Annotated in this window: 16 protein-coding genes; 13 read left to right on the top strand and 3 right to left on the bottom strand. The window is 56.5% G+C overall.

Annotated features, from left to right (window positions below):
- Positions 1-4: 4 nt before the first annotated feature.
- Positions 5-238, top strand: coding sequence for a BPSL0761 family protein (locus V8J63_RS02400; RefSeq protein ID WP_336463519.1), 234 nt, complete (start codon positions 5-7; stop codon positions 236-238).
- 182 nt (positions 239-420) lie between these two features.
- Here V8J63_RS02400 and V8J63_RS02395 read toward each other — a convergent pair whose 3' ends face one another.
- Complete coding sequence (locus tag V8J63_RS02395; RefSeq protein ID WP_336463518.1) at positions 421-1599, bottom strand: PDDEXK-like family protein; 1179 nt, start codon at positions 1597-1599, stop codon at positions 421-423.
- Positions 1600-1807: 208 nt separating this feature from the next.
- Between V8J63_RS02395 and V8J63_RS02390 the strand changes: the two genes are divergently transcribed.
- Both V8J63_RS02390 and V8J63_RS02385 read left to right on the top strand, forming a co-directional pair.
- Entirely contained in the window at positions 1808-6190 is a 4383-nt protein-coding gene (locus V8J63_RS02390) for an NACHT domain-containing protein (protein ID WP_336463517.1), read from the top strand.
- 350 nt (positions 6191-6540) lie between these two features.
- Complete coding sequence (locus tag V8J63_RS02385) at positions 6541-7614, top strand: hypothetical protein (protein WP_336463516.1); 1074 nt, start codon at positions 6541-6543, stop codon at positions 7612-7614.
- A 937-nt stretch (positions 7615-8551) separates the two neighbouring features.
- Here the strand turns inward: V8J63_RS02385 and V8J63_RS02380 are convergent.
- Positions 8552-9640, bottom strand: coding sequence for a helix-turn-helix transcriptional regulator (locus V8J63_RS02380; protein ID WP_336463515.1), 1089 nt, complete (start codon positions 9638-9640; stop codon positions 8552-8554).
- 98 nt (positions 9641-9738) lie between these two features.
- Between V8J63_RS02380 and V8J63_RS02375 the strand changes: the two genes are divergently transcribed.
- From V8J63_RS02375 to V8J63_RS02330, 10 genes are all read left to right on the top strand, one after another.
- Positions 9739-10608 carry a hypothetical protein gene (locus V8J63_RS02375; RefSeq protein ID WP_336463514.1) on the top strand — a complete coding sequence of 290 codons (870 nt, stop codon included), beginning with the start codon at positions 9739-9741 and terminating at the stop codon, positions 10606-10608.
- A 102-nt stretch (positions 10609-10710) separates the two neighbouring features.
- Complete coding sequence (locus V8J63_RS02370; RefSeq protein ID WP_336463513.1) at positions 10711-11079, top strand: hypothetical protein; 369 nt, start codon at positions 10711-10713, stop codon at positions 11077-11079.
- Between the two features lie 179 nt (positions 11080-11258).
- The gene (locus V8J63_RS02365; protein ID WP_336463512.1) at positions 11259-11894 is read left to right on the top strand and encodes a helix-turn-helix domain-containing protein; all 636 of its coding nucleotides are present in this window, start codon (positions 11259-11261) and stop codon (positions 11892-11894) included.
- A gap of 11 nt (positions 11895-11905) precedes the next feature.
- On the top strand, positions 11906-12715 hold the full coding sequence (locus V8J63_RS02360) for a ubiquinol-cytochrome C chaperone family protein (RefSeq protein ID WP_336463511.1): 810 nt from the start codon (positions 11906-11908) through the stop codon (positions 12713-12715).
- Positions 12716-12746: 31 nt separating this feature from the next.
- Positions 12747-12890, top strand: coding sequence for a hypothetical protein (locus V8J63_RS02355; protein WP_164488184.1), 144 nt, complete (start codon positions 12747-12749; stop codon positions 12888-12890).
- A gap of 28 nt (positions 12891-12918) precedes the next feature.
- Positions 12919-14148 (top strand): hypothetical protein, encoded by a 1230-nt coding sequence (locus V8J63_RS02350; protein ID WP_336463510.1) that lies wholly within the window; start codon positions 12919-12921, stop codon positions 14146-14148.
- Between the two features lie 80 nt (positions 14149-14228).
- Positions 14229-15257 (top strand): radical SAM protein, encoded by a 1029-nt coding sequence (locus V8J63_RS02345; RefSeq protein WP_336463509.1) that lies wholly within the window; start codon positions 14229-14231, stop codon positions 15255-15257.
- Complete coding sequence (locus V8J63_RS02340) at positions 15254-16108, top strand: histidinol-phosphatase (protein WP_336463508.1); 855 nt, start codon at positions 15254-15256, stop codon at positions 16106-16108. Before V8J63_RS02345 ends, V8J63_RS02340 begins: the two co-directional genes overlap by 4 nt.
- Positions 16105-17238, top strand: coding sequence for a hypothetical protein (locus tag V8J63_RS02335; protein WP_336463507.1), 1134 nt, complete (start codon positions 16105-16107; stop codon positions 17236-17238). Before V8J63_RS02340 ends, V8J63_RS02335 begins: the two co-directional genes overlap by 4 nt.
- A complete protein-coding gene (locus V8J63_RS02330) occupies positions 17229-18011 on the top strand; it encodes a glycosyltransferase (protein WP_336463506.1) in 783 nt (260 codons plus the stop codon). The genes V8J63_RS02335 and V8J63_RS02330 overlap by 10 nt, the downstream gene beginning before the upstream one ends.
- A gap of 6 nt (positions 18012-18017) precedes the next feature.
- On the opposite strand, the gene V8J63_RS02325 is transcribed toward V8J63_RS02330, so the two are convergent.
- Positions 18018-19484 carry a glycosyltransferase family 9 protein gene (locus tag V8J63_RS02325; protein WP_336463505.1) on the bottom strand — a complete coding sequence of 489 codons (1467 nt, stop codon included), beginning with the start codon at positions 19482-19484 and terminating at the stop codon, positions 18018-18020.
- Positions 19485-19624 lie beyond the last annotated feature (140 nt).

Below are 19624 nucleotides of genomic sequence, written 5' to 3'. Positions count from 1 at the left end.
TAAAATGACGATGCCATTTGAACGGACCAGATCAGTCGCACAAACTCACGCTTTCCTGACGGAGCTTGCGTGTGATACGGAAGTGCCCGAGCGCATTAGACAAAATGCTCGATTCCTTTTACGTCACTTTCCCACTAAGAACGAGGTTCTGCTGGCTGGCCGAATTGAAGAGGAAGCAAAAAAACTAGGCTTAGGCGCATCTAGTACAGTGTTTAGCTCCTCAACTGAGGACTGGTAGAGTTAGCACCCACAGTGTGCCGAGATCCCACTGATCTCTCAGGGAGTACAGATAGGAGAATTTAATTCTTGGTACTGGAATTGGCAGCCTACCAGCCTTCTCCTTGTTGGCGCCGACCGCCGAATGAATGGGAGCGCGCTCCGTCGTTGCTTGAGTACTTGGCACACTCCGGGACGTGACATTTACACCTGATCAGAGGGCGCCTTGGTCAGTTGCTTGATAGTTTCAAAAACTTGCTCAAGCAGCTGGTCGGGGGCCAACAGGCGATCCATGTTGCGGCCTACGTTTTCCTCGTAGACGCTCGACAGCCATTTAAAGGCCCTCCACTCCCGATAGATCAGGTGCCTAGGAATTGGATGGGCAAACTCCCTCAGTTGCTCAATGCACCCTAGCTTGCCGCTGCTGACAGGAACCAGTCCGTAGTGAAGAGCATCCGTTGCGACCTCGATCCTCAGCAATGCGCCTTCGACACCGATGTCATGGAACATTCCAACGTTCTTTGGCCTCAGGCCCTTTACCCGGAACCAAGCGCAGCAGATCTCCTCATTGAATTCCAAGCCTGGGAAACCGGCCGGCGGCTGTACACGCGTGTAGGTCTGCGACAATGATTGGTCTACGGAGTCAAAGAAACGCTGCAGCGCGGCACCCTTTGCAAATGGGATCGCCTCAGCAATAGCGTCTGCGGATTCGAAGTCGTTGCCGGCGGAAATCAACTGGATCAGCGCGCGCTTGGTGTTCTGGGTCATGGACGTTCCAGTGATTTTACGGACGATGTTCGAGTATTGAATCAACGCGTGCTGAAGCGCGGATGTATCGGCTGCTGCAGCGACACATTTCTCAAGCCAGTCCAGGATGTGCTCCCGGTACGACACACGTCGATAGGCAACTCCTCGACAACTACTCTCATCGGCGTCGGTGCCCAGCAGGGTGAGGTACAGCAGATCCCACTGCTTGCCTGACGCCTGGCCGACATAAGCGTATCTCTTGAGTTGTTCATCCCCATCCTCGGCATCGACCTTGTTCTCGATGAGGATTATTCGGTTCGTCAAATGAATAACGATGTCGACGCGCCCCTGCACTGCAGCGAATGTCTCCTCCTTGCGCACGCGAGCCTCCGTCAGGCGAGGCTCGTGTTCAATCCCCATGTGGGACAGGAATAGCCCAAGGAAGAGCGGTCCCTTTCCATGCCGCCCTCGGGGATTCAATATCTCCGCAAGCATCGCTGAGTGGGTGTTGACCTCAACTCGCTCGATTTTCGTGATAGTGAATAGGTTGAAGGCTTCTCCAGATGCTGCCTGCTTTGCCTGGGACTCCTGCACCAACACTCCTGCCTTGCTCAATAGCAACTGTGTCTTTTCCATGAACGGCCACACTCTGAAAGTCGCCGCATTCTACGGTGACTTTGCCGATACCCAAATGGCGCAGGTGCATACGCAAAAATCTGGTCAGGGCTATGTGTGATAGTTGAAAATGACAAACTCAGCTTAAGGCGGCGATTGCTAGGAAGAGGGAAGAAGATCCTTTTTGACCGCATTGCCCCGATCCAATTAGCAAGGAAAGCGACTCGATATGAACCGGACTGTCAAACGCAGCGCTATCCCTGCTAGTGGTTATGTCTATCAGACTCTGGTGGGCATAAAGACTCTTTGCGATTGGCTGGACAACCCCTCTATCTATGAGTGGATAAAGTTCGAGGCTGACGACGAGCAGGATGCTAGCGGGCTTGATGATATTGTCATTCAGCGGACGGACGGTCAGATGGAGCTGATCCAAGTCAAGTTCACAGTCAGTGAGTTCGAGCCGGACTATGCCTTGTCATGGGAATGGCTGACGGCTCGGAAGGGGAAGCGTGGTACATCCCTTCTCGAAAAGTGGACGGGTGCCTTCTTCCGGGTAGGCCCGGGCCGCCTTGCCCGGGCTCAGTTGATCACGAACCGGAGGCCCGACGCTGAGTTCGTTGCTCAGCTTTCAGCTGGAAAGGTGAGGTGGGATCAAATTGACGCCTCTCTACGTCAGCAGCTGGCACTGCATGCTGGTGGGGCGGCAAAGGCACAGGAGTTTTTCGAGAGGTTCGAATTCACTCATAGCTATGTAGGCTATGGATCTCTATCCATGGAGCTTTCAACACTACTCGAAGCGAAGCACACCAATCATGAAGGGTGGTTGACCCTTTACCGTCGTGCAATTGAGTGGAGTATCTATAAGAACGCCCCCCCGCCTGACGGTCGAATTACGCTGGATGTCTTACGGAGCACGATATCTGAAAGGCAACCTCGTCCCCTAGACCAAGAGTTTCGCGTTCCAGAAGGCTACTGTCCGCCTGATCCCGACTTTGCATCGAGATTCATTGAGCAAGCCTTGAATCGCGACTGGGGCACACGGGTATTGTGGGGGTCACCTGGCCAAGGGAAAAGCACCTTTCTTAGCTATGTCTGCGAGCAATTGCGATCCCAAGGTGTAGCTACCATCCGGCACCACTATTTTCTCGATCTACAGGACACTTCGGATCGATTCAGTTTCAAAAGCGTTGCTCGATCGCTCATGGCTCAAATGGAGTCAGAATTCACTGAGTTGGTCGCCCCCCTTCAAAATCACCCTGAGGACATAAGAAATTGGCTCAATAAGTGTGGAGCGGCATGTGTCGGTCAAGGGAAGCGCTTGGTACTGATTGTCGACGGGCTAGACCATGTTTGGCGAGAGAATGACGAGCGAATTTCACCTCTGAATGAGTTTTTTACCCAGCTTTTTCCTGCTCCTTGTGGGGTCACGATAGTACTGGGCACGCAGCGAGTGGGCGAAGAGCAATTACCACTAAAAATGCATCAGTTCGTTGAGCCTGAGCAGTGGGTGGAACTGCCAAGAATGCAATTGCCCTCTGTCACTGCGTGGCTGCAAGCACATTACAGCGCTGATGCATTTCAACTGCCCGGAGCGGAATCTTCATCTGAAAAAACACTGGGCTCATTAGCCGAAGCATTCCAGTCTCTGAGCGAAGGTCACCCATTGGTGCTTACGTATACGTTCATGAAGCTGATTCGCGATCATCGAGTGCTCTCTGCGACGTTGGTGCGTCAGAATGATCCTGCCCCATATGGAGATGTACGTGCTTATTACAAGTCGCTTTGGCAGCGACTCTCTTGGGATGCAAAGGACGCGCTGCATCTCATAGCGGAGGACAATTTTATCTGGCCTTCTGGAGCGCTCGAGCGATGTCTCCGTCTTGATAACGTCAATTTGGAAGCCGAAGTTGGTTACCTGCTGGCAACTGTGGATGCAGGGATCAGAGCATTTCACGGGAGCCTCTATGTGTTCATTTCTCAACAACCCGATCACCAAAATCGACTGGAGTCTTTGCTGCCGAAAGTGGAAGTCTGGCTAGACAACCAGGCTCCGCCATATTTGCGCTGGGGATGGCTATGGTTGTACGAGTCGAGGCGGGGGGAGCAGACGGGCCTGTTAACCGGTACGACCAAGGCGTGGATGCTAGATGCACTTGTTCAAGCCTTCGATATCAATCAGGTCATTCGGATCCTTGAAGCTGCCGAGGAAGTTGCTTTTGAGTTTGGTGACTACGAACTCGCGATTCGTAAGCGAGCTCTCAAGCACCGCCTCAGTAATGGTCTCGAATTTCAGATGGACGATGCGAGTCTGTTGTACAAGTCGGCATTACAGCTGACATCCGATCCCTACCCAGCTCTGCTTTTAGCCTCACGTGCTAACCAATCCAGCCTGCAATCGTTAGAACAATTGGCTCAGCTTTATCTATCGCTTGGACAAGTCGAGCGCGCGTGTGAAGTGCAGGAACGCATGCGGCACAAAATCAATGATCGGTTGCACGCTCGGACCATAAAACACCAAGAGTACGAGCGCGCTATTGAGTATTACCTGGAGGTCGTTGGTGGGACCGGTCGATACGATCCCGGTAAAGTTTTGAAGCTTTTCCTGACGCATCGAAATGGAGAAGAGCTTTTTGCTGCATTTCTGGAGAGCGCTAGCGGCTACGCTGACTTAGGCCCGATCATGGCGTTTGCGTCTCTTCCTATGCCTGCAAGACTTCGACGAGTGTTGGAAACTCAAGCGGTCCGAGTGGCTGGTTGGACGCAGGCGAGCCTTCACTCTTGGAACGGGTTTGAAAGGTTCACCAAACACCCTTTGTCTGTTTGTTGGGCTCTTCTATACGACGGATCTGCGAATAAACCCTCTTCACGGTACGTCCCATTGCATGCCCTAGCTGTCAGCGAGGCTGGAGATGAGACAGGTCTCGCAAGCCATCTACATTCGGTTTTTTTTGCAGTCGTCGCCGATAGCCTCCAATTACAAGGGGCGCCTATCCACGAAGCGGTGACTCTTAGCAAGAGTTCTGAGTGGCTTTCGCCTTTGTTCCTAAGGCTTGTCGCGGCCGCTAACGCCTCAGCAAAAATTCTGGCAAGAGGAGATACACCACCAGTTCCGATTGCTTACCGGTTCGTTGCGGGGGATCGGCCGGCCAATCACGATCATGAGAGCTGGGCAGATTTTCGAGCATTTCGAAAAGCCTTGGCCTTGATTACAGCTGACCTATTTCTGCTTTGTAGGCTTCGAAGCGGTATGAAGTACATCTCCACAGCAGAATGGACTGAGTGTCAGAAATCGAAAATGTTCGCACTCGAGCATATTCGCGAAGCTTACTTGATGCGTCAGTGCCACCTGCTGAGCGAGGAAACGGCGGCATTGCAGATCCAGAGCCATGCACAGAAGATTAGAAGCACAGTCGGCCCCTTCAACGAAAAAGCTAACGAGCTCGCCGACCTTTGCAGTTGGGCCACAGCTTATGGTCTCCCTGATCTAGCGCGCGAACTGCTTGAGTGCAGCTATCAATACGTGACAGGCTTTGGGTGGCGTAAGGACCCTAGCCTATGTCAGTTATTGGACGTTATCGAAGCTGTTTCCTCTATTGAGCCTGTATTTGCAAGTCATGCGATAGAAAGGCTTGCTCCCATTTACAACCAGATCGATGCGATGACGGAAGACTCCGCAGCTAGCCCGTTTGACTTGGCGGGTCTGCTGTTGCAACTTCAACCATCCATCTATGTGCATTACTACCAGCATTGGGTATCGCGCGGAGAGTGGTACTACGCCGATCAGACGTTCGCAGCGTTCGCTAAAAGTGCTGATGTAAATGCGCCGGGAGTGTCTGCCGCATTGGCATATGCCTCGGGCGAAAAAACAGTGACTGCTCTCCGAAACCGCACCCACCGCGAGAGCAACAATGATGTCTCTGCATTGGTGCGCTTGTGGGATATTCCAGAGCGTTCCGAGCGCGGTGACCCTATAAGGGCCAGCCACAAGGATGACGCTGTTGACAATTCCGTTCGCGAGCGACCCTCAATGCCTGTGCCAGAGGATTTCCCTCCCTCAAAAATACTCGACTACATCAAGGCACTGGAATCCACGCGCGATTTCACAGCAACCTCCAAATTGATCATCGAATGGTTCTCGCACTGGGAAAGCAAAGGGAAAGGGGCAGAGCTCCTTAACGCACTCGAGAGCATGTTAGAAAGCTCTACCACGCTTTTTCGCGGGACCGAACTACTTGACCCAGCGTTCAACCTGTCTCGCAAGCTGTATGGTCCCAAAAAAGCATTCGTCTGGTTAGCACGCGCTCATCAGTATCGATATGGATGGAGCGAGTACTACTATGGGCACGAGGACTCGCAGCAACGCTTGGGTCTGGTCGGTTCGCTATATCCAGAACGATGGGAAGAATTTCTGAAGCTTTCGACATTGCCGATACCGCACTACACCGAAAAAAAACGGACGATTCCTGATGCTGGGTTGGTGCGCCTGTTGCTGGCGGTAGCGCAGCCCGCACGCGCCCTATCAGTCTTGAACGCCATGATCGATTCTACCGTTGCCGAATTCGCCTGCCAGCCACTGCTACGGCCGACTTGGTGGCAAGAGGGTGAAAATTGACTCCACGGCAGGTTGCCGACATCAGCGTGGCACGTTTGGCTCTTCCAGTCCCCGCGGGGAAATTAGTCGTAATGCATGCCCTAGCAGACGCGCTGACTGCTCCTAAAACAGCTGGCGTGTTCGAAGATGCCTTGGTGGATTGGATCAGCACTAGGCAACTGGAGTCAGAGTGCTTGGAAGCATTGTCGGTTTTCTTGATCGTGCAAGCGCGAGCAGAGTTGTTAAACCGCGTCCGTGGGGCTATAGGCCGTCCTTCGATTGCATCGGACTTCCTCCTATCGCTAGCATCTGGAGTTCCGCCAATCATTTCCGCTTGGACAGGATGTCATTCGGGGAAAGCGCCACATCACGTGAATGTACGCAGTTCTGAAGAGTTGTTAGCCGGTGGGACCTTTATACCACCCGTTTTTCAGCATGCGTTGGAACATCTGGAAGATATGTCCGGGATTCCCCTGAGTCGGCAATGGGCATTCGAGTTCGATGTTCTAGGTGGCCGTGTGAAGAATCTCGCTGATGGTCATCTGAGTTATTTTCTCGGGAAAGAACGTAGCAATGGAGGGCAATTCGTCGCCACCCAGGGGCACCTGGCGAGATCAGCATATTTACGAACGCTGGTCTGTGCCGTTGAGCAATGGGGAATGCCACAACCGCTCGCTGTCGAATATGCGTGTAAAGCCCTACCAGCGGATCCTCTTTTCTTGAAACTGTTGCCCGGTCGGGCACCACGATGGGCGCAAGATCTCCACCAGAGCTTTGATGACGACTCAAAGCTGCCAGAGTTAGTTGTACGGGATTGCCTACGATTGATAGAGGCCGAGGGTCAGCAAAGAGTTTTGCATCTCTCTGCGGCAGTTTCTGATATGGCACATCGTCACGTTGAGCTCACAGTGTTTGGAATTACCAGCTCGGCGGACATCACGGACACAAAGCTTGGGTTGGGCGTGCACAGATGGATGCCCGGGAGAGTTTCCCCTTTGCGGGACGGGCTTCGTGCTTTTATCTGTCCATCCTGGCAGGCGAAGGATGATCTCGATTTCACGCCTACGGTTCTGCCGCTTGTTGGCTCAAATGTGGGTTATTTACAGAGTGATTATATCGGTTGCCTACCGTACATCCCGTTTTCAACACCATCAATGCCCCAAATAGAGCTAGTACCCGCAGCGGGCCGAATTCCTCTGATGTCCCAAGATGTACAGGTGGGTGAATTCAACTCTTGGTATTGGAATTGGCAGCCAAGCCATCCCAATGGTTGGGCCAGTCCCATCGCCTGTTGTTCTATGCTCACCGCCGAGGCTGCAAAGGCACTGGAGTCTGATCTGGATGCAAGCATTCACTATGTATGGGAGATAGTTACGTGGACGCGAGAAACAGATTACGGTGAATGGTCCCGCAGTAAGCAATCCGGGGGCTTTACCAAAGAATAGGACAGACAAGCTCGAAACAATCCGTTGCAAGATGCGATTAAGGCACGATGTCGTCAGTGAAAATTGGCGACTGATCGCCAATCTCAGGGGCCAGCATCCTCGCCCAGAACAATGCGTATCCTTCTATTCATGGGCATGCTGCTCTGCTACTGCTCAGATTTCACAAGCTGGGATCCTGAGCGCGCTACACGAGCTTATAGCTGTGAAAAGGTGGAAGCTCGACCTCAGCCCCTGATTGTGGGTCAACCCAAACTGGCTCCATGAATCCAGCAAATCCCTGAAAGCGAAGTACGATGATGCGCCCATCCGGTAGCGTGAACTGATACTCGTGACCTTCTGTAAAGCTCGCCATTGTGACTCCTCAGGTTTAAAGGCAGGGACGTCGCGCCATTTTTTAGCATCGATCCAAAGATGTGTGCCAACGCGTTTTGGGTAGATCCTCCATTGTTGTGAATCTAGGTTATGGAGGATCTGAAACCTATATCGGCCGCAACTAATTTTTTTAGTTTTTTTGGTGCATTTCCCGAGCACGACGAACGACTTTTGCTGGCCTCACCATCGTCTTTCAACAGATGCGACCGGTAGCTGGATAAGGTGCTCGAACCGGTGAATTTGATGATTTGGTTGTGAGTGCCCCAAGGCTTGCTTTACACCCTAGCAACACCACAAGCTTCATGGTCTCCCAGCAAACCGACCGGCTCGCTATCCTTGGCTATGCAATGGCGAATAAAGCTCATCTGAGTTCAAACAAGGCATCTTTAGTTTGGGCTTTAAGCGGCCACTACTGTCGAATTCGACCTCGGGATGGTCGCTTTAGCCGGGCGTGGAGCGCATGAAGGGTCGGAGGAAGCTAGGCGCATCAATGACACTCTTAGCTGCTACACATCGAGTTGTTGTTGTGGGGGCAGGCAGGTGACGCGGGCCTTTCCATTAGATTTCAGCATGCGTATTGCGCTAGCGCTGTTTCGAGTTGCTCGCGGACATGACAGCGAAGGTGCAGGGGCGACACGACTTCGACGTCTGCGGCATTGCTCATCAGGAATAATCTGAGACCCTGAGTGTCGAGCAATTCACACCGCAGCAACCAGCTATCGCCATCTCTTTCGACCTGTTGATTCGCCGCAAGCGCGTTTTCCGTGAGGCGATTGTGAAGGTTCTCCTTCAACCGCAACACCAACTCTATCGTCTCGTTCGCGTGGGCAGAAATTAGGTCTCGCTGAACCTCGATGGAGCGAACGTCATAGCCTTCAGGTTCTTGGATAGCATCCCTCGCCACCCGCACGTCCACCATCCGATGCAACATCAGTGCACAGGTTTTACCAATCCCGTTGCTGCTGTACTTTCCTCTTGGCAAGCCAAGATCAGGCGCGTCTCCATGCCACGTCTCCTTTGCTACAAATGCTGACAGGTAGATGTTGCTGTCCTGATACGCGAGAGCGAGCGGTTTCAGAAGGTAGGAGCACTCCACGCCGTTGGCATCTCGAGGTCTATAACGCACGGTCAGACTATGATCGTCGATCATTGCACCTTGTATGAGCTTGAGGTGCTCATGGTCATGTTGCCCATGCTGCAGCACAGTGAACCGCGTGCCAGTGATGATGCGACCCTCGGCGACCAAATGCCGGGCTGATCGAGACTTCAGCTCCCAGGCCGCGTACTCGCGCAGCTTTGTAAGCTCTTTCGTGTCCATCCAGAAACCGAAGCGTTCAGCATGTTGGAAAATAGCGCTAAGAGTCATCGATTCTTGCGGCGAAAGCGCCAAGTCAAAACTGCCCTTGCCCAATTTCCAGCGATGCGCTCTGCGTCGCTGTCCTGATTCTTCGGGTACTTTTTCTACAAACCCTTCCGCCTTCAACTCAAACAGGTCACGCCGAGTTGTCCTCGGATTGGCGGTACCGTCCGCCCATTCGAGCATCTCTTGATGCAACTCCTCGGTCGACAAAGCGCGGCCTGCGCGTTGGAGAATCTTTCGCAAATATTTGCGCCGCTTTTCCCGGTGTTCAGTTTCATCTGATGTAATTCGCATAATTTTCGTACTCGGACAAATTAGTGTCTAGTAGTGCTGCATCATAGCCCCGCTGGCACGCAATTGGGCGTTGAATCTGCCAGCCCACAGGAGCATTCATGAACACTAAACACCCCTACGCTAAGCTTGATCACGTCTCCGAATTCATCGACTGGTTGGCGGGTCATCTTGATTCGGACACGCTCATCACGCATGAGTACGTTGATCGTCGCTCGGGAGTACGGTGGTGGTGTAACAGCCTGTACGGCGCGTTTACCTCGTATAGCTGGAATCACCCGGGTAATACCCGCCTCGCGTTCAACCCAGGGGTTAGCGCTGCCAGCAACGAAATTGCGCTGTCCGCACTGCGCGAAGACTTGATCGCTGCTGGCAGCAGCGATGCGTTGATCCTCCAGGCGTCCCTCGACGTCATGGCCTGGGGAGGTGTCACCTCCCGCAACAACGAATGGTTGAAAGCCAACAAGACTGGCCTTGCAAAGATGATTTCGGATGTCGCTACAGCATTGGTAGACAATGATCCCGACGCCCCTATTCTTCGTAATCAATCGCTGCGCTTCAATTCGGGAATGACCAAAATCTATTCGTTGCTTTGCCCTGATTTCATCATCTACGACAGCCGGGTAGCCGCTGCATTGGGATTGCTGGTGGTCAAATACTGCAATGTCAAATGCCTGACGAAAGTTCCGCCGGCGCTTAATTTCCCTTGGGCCGGGGCGAAAGGGTCGACCACTGCTCTCGCACCTAAACGCCGTAACCCAAGTATCGGAAGTCTACAGTTCAAACGCCTGCGCTCAGGGTCGCATCACGCACGTTGGAACATGCACGCCAGCTACGTGCTCAGCCAAGTGGCAAAACATCCTCTCTGTTCTGAGAGTCCTTTCCGGGTCGGTAAAACAACCCAACAAACACTTCGCAGCATCGAACAGGCGCTGTTCAGTATTGGGTATGACTTGCCGGTGAACGACTGACCACCATTGCTTGGTGAAACGATCTCACAAGTCACCCTGCTGGAGGAGGCGAGGGGGCGTCCTGCGCCCTTGCGCCCCCACTAAATTAAATCGGAGGCCCCAATGGCCGAGATGACCTCGCTGCAACTCATGATTGTCGAGTTGGCGAAAAGCGGTATTAGTTCGTCGTCGCTCAAATCTGCTGTCCTTAGCGTTCACCCACACCTGAACGATGGTGCTTACTTGGGGGAATTGGCCACCTTGCAAGTCGAAGGCCGGCTTGTTGGTGAAGAGACGGAGGGCGCTTGGTTTTTCACGTCTTTCATCGACGACGTGGTTGCTGACCGGGTACCTGAGTACAGCCCGGAGTTCGCCGAAATGATTGTGGCCGCGGATTGTGGCAACTGGACCGAATTGGACCCGGATGAACTCATAGCGCAATTGGATGAAATGCTCAGAAAGGCAAACGCCCGGCATTCGGGAAAAGCGTAGCGTTGGATTTACAGAGCTCCGTTGTTGTCCTCACCCTGATAACGCACAGAAAAATGGAGTGATAACGCTCCATTCATCATCGGGAGACCCTAAAAATGGAGTGACAGTGCTCCAGTTAAGCCTTTCGATACGCTAAAAATTTTACTAAAGTGCCACCATCTAATAGCGAGATGATGGCAATGAATATCCTCACGCCTCAACCCATTCAGGTTTCGCTCGGCCAATGGTTTAGCCGCAACCTATCCTCCGTTCTCGCTGTCGCAGGTGCGCTGCGGGAAACGCAACACGATGCCGACGGCCCCGGGCCTTTGTCCGCGGTGCAGATCCAGCAGCAAACCGGCATCGCTCGTAGCACGCTGCGGGCCCTGAAATCACCAGCGCAAGGTAGCGATGCCAACCCGGACCTGAGCACTATCGAGCGTCTTGCCCAGGCTCTGGGGGTACCACCTGCTTTCCTGTTGATGCGCCCCCAGGACTGGGCACTGCTGGCCAGCGCGATCGGCAACAGTGGCGATTACTTGGCTGCAGCTCACAAGTTGGAGGCCGAAGAGCGGCTTCAAGAGGTTAATCCGGTGGAAAAGGTCCTGCGCGAATGCAAGGTCCATCCGGATCAGCGCCCCAGTATTGTGGGTGCCTCGCCGGAAGTTGTCCGGGCCAATGCCCGCGATGAGTGGCGTAGACGCGCCTGTCTCAAGCTCGATGCGCTGATGCTGCGCGAGATTTCAAAATCCGGCCCACGCAAGTGGTTGGCCGCGATAGCGGGCGCCTGGGTCAGCCAGACCACGCCACACGATCCTTCTTCTAGCGAACAATAAGGAGTGCCGGGATGCCGATCATTCACGACCCCGATCTTGCCGATGTATTGATGAGTGCCAGCGCCGACGACGTGGGCCTGTTGATAGATGTGATCACCGACAACGGCAAGGGCCGCATCTCCCTGTCATCTTCAGTCTGTCGTCAGTTGATGGCCGACAAGGACAAGGGTGTCGGCGAGTCGACCCGGGCTATTTTCGCCGAGGAGCTGACTCGCTTTGGCGGCAACTCACTGGTCAATTTGTTCCGCGGCGGCAGTGGTGTGCCGTACCGCGAGCTGTTGGCGGATGTGGCCGGGCACGTCGGCGCGAAGAACAAGGCGAGCGCCAGCTGCGCCGAGATGGAAATGGCGATCATCACCAAGGTATTCGCCCAGTCCCTGGCGCGGATGAGCGAGGAAGACCGCAAAACACTGTTCGAATCCCTGGGCGGACTGGCGTACCGACCCGGCATGGGGCCGGGGGCATTGGCGGCCTTGCTGGCTTCACTCGGTAGTTCCGGGTTGGCTTCCTACAACGTGGCAGCGGTGGTCGCCAGCGCGACCATGAGCAGCCTGGTAGGGCGTGGCGTGGTGCTGGCGGGTTCGAGCACCCTGGGTCGTGGTCTAGCAGTGCTGGCTGGCCCGGTGGGCTGGGCCATCACCGGGATCTGGACGGCATTCGACCTAGCAAGCCCGGCGTACCGGGTCACCGTGCCCTGCGTCATCCAGATCGGCCATATGCGCCAGAAGATGTTGCTCAAACCCACCTGTCCCGGTTGCCACGCGATAGTCGCGGCCGGCGCCAACTTCTGTGGCAAATGCGGGATACGCCTGGGCGCCTGATGCCCTCTTTAGACGACCAAGGAGTGAGTCCATGAACCCTGTGATTTCCCCTCTCGAATTTCTCCTGACCAACGTCATCTGCTTCGCTGCCGGCGCGGCCACGGTGGTCGCGCTGAACCTTGCGGCGAAAGCCGTGCATGCCTCCGGCAAACGCGCCGCGCAGAGCGCCACCTGAACCAACGGATTGAGTAGGAGCGAGAACCGTGTACAGCAACCATCACGCCAAGCGACTGGTATCCCTCAAGGGGGAAATCATAAAGATCAATGCAGACATCCAGAATCTGCGTGCCGACCTCGAATGGTTCGAGCGATTCGACCAAGAGAGCAACCATAGCAGGCTCGCTCAGGTGCAACGTGAAACTCTCGCCGCGCGGGAGCAGCTTGCCAGGGTCGAACAGAGCATCAAGGCCAGCCGCGCTGAGCTGAACAGCGCCAAGGGCGTTGCCGAGGCGGGCTGGTCGCCGTTGCACTGGTTTTCCAGTGAACGGTGCGTGGCTGAGCGCCAGGTCAGCACCCTGCAGGAGCGGCTGGCGCAGTTCAAGAGCCGGCAAGAGGGCTTGGTATCCGGGCTCGGCGAAAGCGAACGGGAGCAGCTGCGCCTGAGCGCCAATTCGCGGCGATACCAGGGCTTCGATTCATTGCAGGCCAAGGCCACCATCACGCAACTGGACAATGACGTGCAACGCCTGCAGGGCGTCGCCGACGAAGTCAGAAAGGACAGCGCCCACTGGGAGGCTGTGGCCGGAGAGGTGTATCGCAATTGGAAAACTACTCATGACCAGTTGCGGGCGACGGAGCGGGACCTCATCGATGCCGAATGCTTCATCAACCAGTTGGACAATGCGCAAAGCTCATTCGATAAAAGGATGGCCCATGACGAATGTGAAAACCGCTTTGGTGTCGGGCAACGCAGTCCGGATAGGGTGTTGAAGGATCGGCAATTCCACCAGCGCAAACTGGAACGGGAAGAGGAAAAACGCAAGCGGCGCCTGCGCGACACCATTCGCCTGCTGGAAAACGAAATCCGCAACTTGGTGGTAGATGGCAATAATCTTTGCTACCTGAACGAAGCGGGCGGAAAACGGCGCTTCATCGGTCTGGAGGTGCTCAAGACACTTGTGCCTCACCTGGCCGCGACTTATGGCGTGACCTTGGTCTTCGATCCGGGCATCCGCCGCCAGCTCGATATGAGCGACAACGCACTCCAAGCGATGTTTCCGCAGGCCCGGGTACTGGTTATGCCGCCCAGCCTCACCGCCGACCATCCGGTGCTGGCCGCCGCGGAGTTCGATGTCGAGACCTATGTGATCAGCAACGACCACTACAGCGATTACCCGGACATGGCTGCGGTCCGAGAGGATCGGGTACTGCATACAGTGGTCCATCGCGACTCTGTGCAGATCCCGCAACTGCAGGTATTGCAGCCTTACTGATGCCCCACGCGTCCGGTGCCTACCGGTCATGTACAACCCACGCCTGTGCGCTCGTACAGGCTAGCAACGAGTCAAGAAAGATGGATCTGAAAGGCCACCTGCTGTACATCGATATCACCCAAATCTGCGGCATCGGTTGCGCGCTCTGCATGTACGCCGACAAGCACAAGACGGGGATGAGCATGGAGTTATCGAGCCTCGCCCGGGAGAACCTGGCGGCGCTGATCAACGCCCCCGACGTCAAGCGCATCTCCATCAGCGGAGAGGGCGAACCCCTCAACAACGCCAGAGTCTTCCACGAGATTCTTGAGCTTTCCCAGGGCGGCAAGCGTTTCGAGTTCATCACAAGCGGCTTCTTTCCCCACGAGAAGATGGCGGAGTTCTATGACGCCACCAATCGCATCGTGGTCAGCCGGGGCGACACCTGCAATATCAGACTGAGCTCGGACAGCCACCATATCGAAAAGGTGAAATGGCGGGCTCATGGCTTCAGCCTGGATTACCTGCGACGAAACAAACCGGCCGGGCTGAGCTTTTCGTTTCGCTCGATCGACACTGATCGGGAGTTCACCCGCGACTACCTCCGGGAGGAACTGGCGCGCTGGGGCCTCGACGCCGGGATCGTCGCGGGCAATGCCCTGGAAGATACGCTGGTGGTCGGCGAGGAACGGTTCGGTATCGACTACAAGAACCTCGTCCACCCGGCGGCCGACACGCCACCGGGTTACCTGGATCTGCATGGCTACATCGACGCGATCGAAGCCCGGGTCAACAAGCGCTTCACCCTCGGCAGCCTCAACCCGCCTCCCCACGCCAACGGCATGGACCTGACGGTGAAACCTAATGGTGACGTCTACCTGTACGGCATCGAGCACCAGCGCTTGGGCAATATCCACTTTGACCGGATTGGCTGGGAGCGACTGGCCAGCCATGTACGCGACACGCCCCTGGTCCGCGCCCTTTACAGCCAACCGCTGAGGGATCTGCTGGCGCGTCTCGACGACCTCGAACTGGTGCACAAGATCCTGCGCAAGGCGAATAACCCCTACTGGCTGGTCAAGGAACTAGCTAATCACGATGGTCTGTTGGAACGAATGGTGCCGGCATGATCGACTCCCACAGCCATACCTTTTATTCCAAGCATGCCGTCGGTACGGTGGATGAGTTGGTGCGGGCGTCAATCGCCGCCGGAGTGAAGATCCTCACCATCACCGATCACGCGCCGTTCCCGGTGGACAGCGACAATCGCCTGTTGGAGGCGGAACTGGACCGCTATTTCGCCGATATTGAGCGGGCACGACAGGAGCACCAGGGGAAGATCAAGATCCTGCGCGGACTGGAGTTCGACTACATGCCGGGTGCGGATGCCTACAACCGCGAGATACTGGCCCGGTACGAGCTGGATTTCGCCATCGGCTCGATCCACTACGTCGAGTTGCCGGGCGAGCCCATGGCCAAGGTCTGGGAGTTGCCCCGGCTGTCCGCGCCGGCCTTTCTCGACCGTTATTTCGCCCAACTGCACGCCTTACTGGAGTGCGGGTTGTTCGACGCAGTTGGGCATGCCGACACGCTGCTGCGCGGCGTGGCGGAAGACGTAGTGCTGCGCCGGATGGAACCGCTGCTGCCGCTGTTCGCCCGCAATGGTGTAGCCTACGAACTGAATGCCTCGGGTATTCGCAAGTCGAGCCTGTTGCCCGGTTCGACTCGTGAGGTTCAGGGCGTCTGGAGCTATCCATCACGCACCCTGCTGCCCCAATTGATCGCCCACGGCGCGGCCTTCACCATAGGTTCCGACGCCCACGATCCGCTGGACGCGGGGGCCGGCATCCGCACCCTGGTCGATGAACTGCAACCGCTGGGCCTGGACCGGATCAGCTACTTCGAAGGGCGTAGGCGCATCGACATGCCCCTGGATTTCTTCAGCCTGTCGTCTGGCACCGATACAAGGACTGTCCCGTGAACGCCCGATCGAATGACTGGAAACTACTCGCCAAGGCTCCTGTCAACGAACAGCTGGCGCGCTTTCGAGAGGCCGTGGCCCGGCCGCAGGCGGAGGACGTGAATGGAGGTCTGCGCGCGTTCGCTGGCGGCTTGCTTGCGCAAGACCTGATCGATATGGACAGCTATGTCGCGGTGCTCGGTGGTCATGCACTGAACTGTCTTACGCCCGACGGCACCAACGGATTCCGCGACATGAGCAGTGGCGCAAGCGCCTCCGAGCTTACGGCCATCTATAGCCGTGCCAAGTACGGCAGCCAGAAGGACATCCGTTTTCTCGCCGGCCTGGTGATCAACTATCTGGAGCGGCAGCTGGATGACCCGGAGTCACACTGGGCACGGCTGTTCACCAGCGCGCGGGAGCACGACGACAATGTGGTGCTGATGACCACTGGCTGGCGCAACGTGCCTTCGACGGCCAACGTGCTCTACGACATCGTGGTGGAGGAGATCAACGTCAAGCTCGCCCATATGGGCCTGCCCACCCTGATCAACGTCAAGCTGCCGCGCATCGCCCCTCCCTGCGAGAACTACGCAAGCCTGAGTACTGAAGAGCGTGAGCGGGTCAATCTTGTCCAGGACCATGTGATTCCCTCGGAGAACTTTTATCGATGGAGCGGCGTGCACGTCATCTTCGGTGACGATGTGCTGGTGACGGGATCAACCGCCGACAAGGTGTTGCGTGAGTCGCTGCTAGCCGGTGCCCGCTCGTTCCAGGCGATCTACCCGGTTGCCATCGATCCGCGGGTCGCCCTGACGGATGCCACCGTCGAGGAGCGCCTGAACATGGTGGAAATCAGCCACCAGCTGGACGACACATTGGCCAAACTGCTTGGGGCCGAGGATTACCAACCGATCCTGCGCACGTTGCGTCTACTGTTTTCGACGGAAAATTACCAAGCCTTGCCGGCATTTCTGGCGCGGGTGCCGGCGGCCAATTGGTTGCGGCTGTACAAGGCGGCTCTGGGGAACGAGTTCCTGCGCCAGGTCGAATGCATACCCTCGCTGACGCTGCTGCGGCACTACCTGGAGGACCTCGGGCTGCTGGGCAGTAGCGGCGTGACGGCAGAGAGGACCCCGTTGTGCGTGTGAACTACGTGAGCTACTGGGAAACGGCGGCGGGGCAAAGCATGCCGCCGTGGATCGCCTTGGCCCTGGTCTCCATGCAACGGGCGCTGGGGGACAATTTCACCCTGCTAACCCCGGGCAGCCTGGAGCATTGCATAGATGCTTCTATCCTCGGCAAGGATTGGCGCTTCGAGCCGCTTACCTTCAGCATGGACAAGGGGATCGAGGCGATAGTCGCCAGGAGCGACTTCATCCGCATGGCCTACGTTCATCGCCATGGCGGGGCCTGGATCGACGCGGACAGCATCCTGCTGCGCGACCCGACCTCCCTGTTGTTCCCGACGGGACTCGACGAGCGACTGCACTGGCACAGCGAATGCCTGTTCGCCTCACTGCCGGGAAACGCCGATCTCGCTGAGGCACTGGCAACCGGGCTCGCGGTCGAGACACATGCCTGGGGCAACCCGGGAGGGATCAAGGAGCTTGTCGCCAGGTCGCCGCATCAGCTGGTGCCAATTTCGCCCTCGGTATGCGACCCGGGTTATCGACCGGTTTACAACTTCGACAGTTGCGCGGTGATGAGGCGCACGGACATGGCAGTGAGCGATTTCCTGCTCCACGACGTAAGCCTGCTGAAGCTGTACAACACCTGGTTCAAGCGGACAGTGACACGCGACGAAACGGTGGCGGAATTCCTTGACGAGGGTACCCTGCTGTCACGCATCTTCCTGCATATCCAACCCGATCGTGGCTATTGGCTGGGGGAGAGTGAGCGCTTGATCGAACGCTGCGGCTGAGGGTGTTCAGGCCAGTTCCACCGCATGCGCCGGCAGGTGCACGCGGCAACGTTGGGCCCCGTTTAGCTCCAGGCGAGTCGCGATCACCTCGTGCACCGTCGGGGTCTGCCGGTGTGGCGAGCCGTGGGCGACGTACAGCCAGGCCGGCACGCGGTGGGCAAGGTGGTCGAATTCCAGCTCGATGCGCAGCAAGTCGAACACCTCACTGGTACGTCCGCTCGGTGTCCAAGCCAGCGGAGCGCTGCGGTGATGAGGATGGATCAAACGCAGCGGTCGTGACAGTTGCAAGTTCAGCGTGCCCGGATGGCAATCGGCGACTTCAGGAAAAGACTGGCTGATCAAGGGCAGCTGGCGGGCCAGCGTGCCAGTGGCCACGCCCAGACCTGAAACGATATGCGCATCCACTGCGAGGGCCGCATCGATCGACTCTTGGAGCAGTTCGGCGACGGGTTGAATCACGTCGACATCAGAGAATTCATTCATGTTTTTCCTGCCGGTGTGCGGGTATTGACGAGGTTTCTGGCGGCTGAAGACAACACGGGTATGGGGGGAAAGCGGCGGCAGCCAGGGATTGGAAGAGTTACTGGCCGGATAGATCGCGACCAATGCAGCCTTCAGTCCGACGGCCATGTGCACGATGGCAGTATCGACACTGACAACCACTCTGGCCCGTTGGATGGCACCGGCGACCGCGCGGGGCGTATCCAGTTCGACCAGTGTTCGGACGTTGCTGCGGGCGATGGCGTGCTCGAGCTGCAGTGCCTCGACACTGCTGGCCGGACTGCACAGAATGCCAACATGGTGCTGCGGCCAGGCATCCGCCAGGGCACGTACCAGCGAGAGCGCTCTGGCGAACCCAAGGCTTTTATCAGGTCTGCTGGCATAGGGGTTGACCAGGATGTGCGCGACGGTGTCGCAGTCCTGCCGTTCGGGGAGCGGGACGATATAATCGCGGTTGATCCGGGTCGCACCGAGGTCGAGCAGGACCCGGGTGTAGCGCTCGACCACGTTGAGCTTCGCGGTGGCTTCACCCAGCTTGCCGCTGACGCAGTGCAAGGCATCATCCAACGAGTAGACCCGGGCGGGCTTAAGCATGCGGATGAACAGCATCTCGATGGGTTGGATACGGCCAACTAGGTGGACAAATACATCGACCGAACCCAATTCCCGTACGAGTGGGCCCAGCCCGGTCAGCGTGGGTGCGCAAGCGACAGGGATGACCCGGTCGACGCCGAAATCGAGCCGATGCAGGTCAACCAGCTCCGGTACGGTGAGTACAGTGACCCGGGCACCGAGCTTGTGCGCTTCGCGAAAGAAGAATGAAGAAACGATCGCGTCGCCCAGTTTGGCGTCCCAGCGGGGAAGCACGATATGCAGGGGTTGGGCAAGGTCGCGAGGTGCCAGCTGGCGGTCCACCAGGCAGCGCATCAACAGGCGCGCCATAACCTTCCGATGGTTCTGAAAAATCGGCATCAGCTCGCACTTTCGGGAATAGCTGACGATGATATCTATGGCACGGGGCCGTTACCAGTACTGGCCCTAAGGGGGGTAGTCAGTACAAGCTTGGAGAGTGTCTACAAAACCAGGGACGATTCATTCAGACTTTTGGGTCA

Source organism: Pseudomonas sp. CCNWLW23, assembly GCF_037095675.1.
GTDB classification, from domain to species: domain Bacteria; phylum Pseudomonadota; class Gammaproteobacteria; order Pseudomonadales; family Pseudomonadaceae; genus Aquipseudomonas; species Aquipseudomonas atacamensis.
This window is presented reverse-complemented; position numbering and strand designations above follow the sequence as displayed.

Bases quoted from the DNA above. Each gene is read 5' to 3' on its own strand.
- V8J63_RS02400 (WP_336463519.1), top strand. From the start codon at position 5: ATGACGATGCCATTTGAACGGACCAGATCAGTCGCACAAACTCACGCT.
- V8J63_RS02395 (WP_336463518.1), bottom strand. From the start codon at position 1,599: ATGGAAAAGACACAGTTGCTATTGAGCAAGGCAGGAGTGTTGGTGCAG.
- V8J63_RS02390 (WP_336463517.1), top strand. From the start codon at position 1,808: ATGAACCGGACTGTCAAACGCAGCGCTATCCCTGCTAGTGGTTATGTC.
- V8J63_RS02380 (WP_336463515.1), bottom strand. From the start codon at position 9,640: ATGCGAATTACATCAGATGAAACTGAACACCGGGAAAAGCGGCGCAAA.
- V8J63_RS02375 (WP_336463514.1), top strand. From the start codon at position 9,739: ATGAACACTAAACACCCCTACGCTAAGCTTGATCACGTCTCCGAATTC.
- V8J63_RS02370 (WP_336463513.1), top strand. From the start codon at position 10,711: ATGGCCGAGATGACCTCGCTGCAACTCATGATTGTCGAGTTGGCGAAA.
- V8J63_RS02365 (WP_336463512.1), top strand. From the start codon at position 11,259: ATGAATATCCTCACGCCTCAACCCATTCAGGTTTCGCTCGGCCAATGG.
- V8J63_RS02360 (WP_336463511.1), top strand. From the start codon at position 11,906: ATGCCGATCATTCACGACCCCGATCTTGCCGATGTATTGATGAGTGCC.
- V8J63_RS02355 (WP_164488184.1), top strand. From the start codon at position 12,747: ATGAACCCTGTGATTTCCCCTCTCGAATTTCTCCTGACCAACGTCATC.
- V8J63_RS02345 (WP_336463509.1), top strand. From the start codon at position 14,229: ATGGATCTGAAAGGCCACCTGCTGTACATCGATATCACCCAAATCTGC.
- V8J63_RS02340 (WP_336463508.1), top strand. From the start codon at position 15,254: ATGATCGACTCCCACAGCCATACCTTTTATTCCAAGCATGCCGTCGGT.
- V8J63_RS02325 (WP_336463505.1), bottom strand. From the start codon at position 19,484: ATGCCGATTTTTCAGAACCATCGGAAGGTTATGGCGCGCCTGTTGATG.